We start from the raw sequence: 2373 nt of genomic DNA, 5'->3' as shown, positions 1-2373 counted from the left end.
CGGCGATGCCCGCCCCGCCCTCGGCCCTGAGCGTGAAGGACCCCGCCGCACCCGCGCCCGGCACGAGGCGGATGATCGTCAGGCCGAGCCCCTCGGCGGCGGCGAAGGCCGGACCCGCCTCGCCCTCCATCAGGATCACGGCGCGCGCCTTCAGGTCCTCGAGGTAGAAGGCGAATTCCTCCTGCTTGTAGGCGGGGTTCAGCGGGCAGGTCGTCGCCGCCTGCGCCACCGTGACGAAGGCCGCCGCCATCTCGGGTCCGTTCGGAAGCACGATCGCCACGCGGTCGCCGCGTCCCACGCCCGCCGCGTGCAGCGATGCGGCCACCTCGGCCGACAGCGCGCGCAGCCCCGCGTAGTCCATCCAGTCCCGCCCCGGCGCGCCGATGGCCGGCGCGGCCCCGTCATGCGGCGCGATCAGCGCGGCAAGCGTATCCGTCATGAGGTCCCTCCTTGCTCCCTTGCGCGCTCCATATAGCACCCCACCCGGCCGCGCCCAGATGTCGCAGCACATCGGGCGGGCGGATGCAACCCTAGCGCTCGCCCCGCCGGTAGGGCGCCATCAGCGCCTCGGGCACCTCGGCGCGGCGCGCGACGAGGACGAGAGCGAGGATCGACAGGAGGTAGGGCGCCATCAGGAAGAGCTGGTAGGGCACGCCCTCCACAACCGTCTGGAGCCTCAGCTGGTAGGCGTCGAAGAACGCGAAGAGAAGCGCGCCGACCAGCGCCTTGCCCGGCCGCCACGACGCGAAGACGACCAGCGCGATGCAGATCCAGCCCCGCCCCTGCACCATCTCGGGAAAGAAGCTGTTGAAGGCCGCCGTCGTCAGGAACGCGCCCCCCAGCGCCATCAGCGCCGATCCCGCCATGACCGAGAGGATGCGGATGCGGATCGGGTTCAGCCCCTGCGCCTCGACCGCGTGCGGGTTCTCGCCCGTCATGCGGATGGCGAGGCCCATGGGCGTCCGCGCGAGCACGTAGGCCATCACCGCCACCGCCAGAAGCGCGAGATAGGTCGGCGCCGCCTGCCCGAAGAGGACCGGGCCGAGGAATGGGATATCCGTCAGCGGCCCGAGGTCGAGCGGCCGGAAGGGCTCGATCGTCGGCGGCGTCTGCCCCACCACCACGATCAGCCGGTAGAGATAGTAGGCGAGCGCCGAGGCGAACAGCGTGATCCCGAGGCCCGAGACATGCTGCGACAGGCCGAGCGGTACCGTCAGCGTGGCGTGGAGCAGTCCCATCAGCGCTCCCGACGCCGCCGCGATCAGGAGCCCCGTCCAGAGGTCCGCGCCGAGGAAGACCGAGAGCCAGCCGACCATCGCGCTCATCGTCATGATCCCCTCGATCCCGAGGTTCAGCACCCCCGCCCGCTCGCACAGGAGCGCGCCGAGCACCCCGAAGATCAGCGGCGTCGCGATCCTGAGGACGGCGGCCCAGAGGCTCGCGCTGGCGAGAAGCTCGATCGCCTCGGTCATCGCCGGATCCTGTAGCTGGTGAAGAGCAGCGCGACGAGCATCGTCAGGAGCGCGAGCGCCACGATCACGTCCGCGATGAAGGAGGGCACGCCCGTCGCCCGGCTCATCGCGTCCGCGCCGACGAAGACCGTGGCGACGAAGACCGAGGCCGCGACCACGCCCGCCGGGTGCAGCGCGGCGAGCATCGCGACGACGATCCCGGCATAGCCGAAGCCCGGCGACATGGTCGTCGTGACCGTGCCGGTGACGCCCATGACCTCGATGGCGCCCGCCAGCCCCGCGAGCCCCCCGGACAGGAGCGCGGCGCCCATGATCGTCTTGGGCAGCGACACCCCCGCGAAGGCCGCCGCCCGCGCGTTGAAGCCCGCCGCCCGCGCCTCCGTCCCGAAGACGGTGCGCGCGAGGATCAGCCAGACCACCCCCGCCACCGCCAGCGCGATCAGGAGCCCGACATGCAGTCGCGTGCGCGCCACGAGGTCGGGCAGCCGGAAATCGCCGTCGACGGGCACCGACTGAGGCCAGCCGAAGGCGAGCGGGTCGCGCAGCGGCCCCTCGATCATCAGCCCCACGAAGAGGATCACCACGAAGTTGAGCAGCAGCGTCGTCACCACCTCGTCCACCCCGAAGCGCAGGCGCAGGAAGGCGGGCCCGGCCAGCAGCAGCGCGCCCGCCGCCATGCCCACGACCATCAGCACCGCGATGCCGAGCGCGGGCGGCAGGCCGACGATCAGCGAATGCCCGACCCAGGCCACCGCCAGCGCGCCGAGGTAGAATTGCCCCTCTCCCCCGATGTTCCAGAGCCGCGCCCGGAACGCGACGGCGGCGGCGAGGCCGGTCAGCATCAGCGGCACCGCGCGGGTCAGCATCTCGGTCACGGCGAGCCGCGAGCCGAGCGCGCCCC

Annotated in this window: 3 protein-coding genes; all 3 read right to left on the bottom strand. The window is 72.3% G+C overall.

Features of this window, described 5'->3' with window-relative positions; all coding sequences use genetic code 11:
- Positions 1-439 (bottom strand): AMP-binding protein (locus ACTS11_RS07900; protein ID WP_442639780.1); only part of this gene is annotated, 439 nt, incomplete at its 3' end.
- Between the two features lie 91 nt (positions 440-530).
- On the bottom strand, positions 531-1472 hold the full coding sequence (locus ACTS11_RS07895) for an ABC transporter permease (protein WP_442639779.1): 942 nt from the start codon (positions 1470-1472) through the stop codon (positions 531-533).
- The coding region (locus tag ACTS11_RS07890; RefSeq protein ID WP_442639778.1) for an ABC transporter permease at positions 1469-2373 on the bottom strand (905 nt) is incomplete at its 5' end. The genes ACTS11_RS07895 and ACTS11_RS07890, both read right to left, overlap by 4 nt.

This window comes from Roseicyclus sp., assembly GCF_052168335.1.
GTDB lineage: Bacteria > Pseudomonadota > Alphaproteobacteria > Rhodobacterales > Rhodobacteraceae > Roseibacterium.
Note: the sequence above shows the minus strand (reverse complement) of the source record. Positions and strands in the feature narration are given on the sequence as shown.

Bases quoted from the DNA above. Each gene is read 5' to 3' on its own strand.
- ACTS11_RS07895 (WP_442639779.1), bottom strand. From the start codon at position 1,472: ATGACCGAGGCGATCGAGCTTCTCGCCAGCGCGAGCCTCTGGGCCGCC.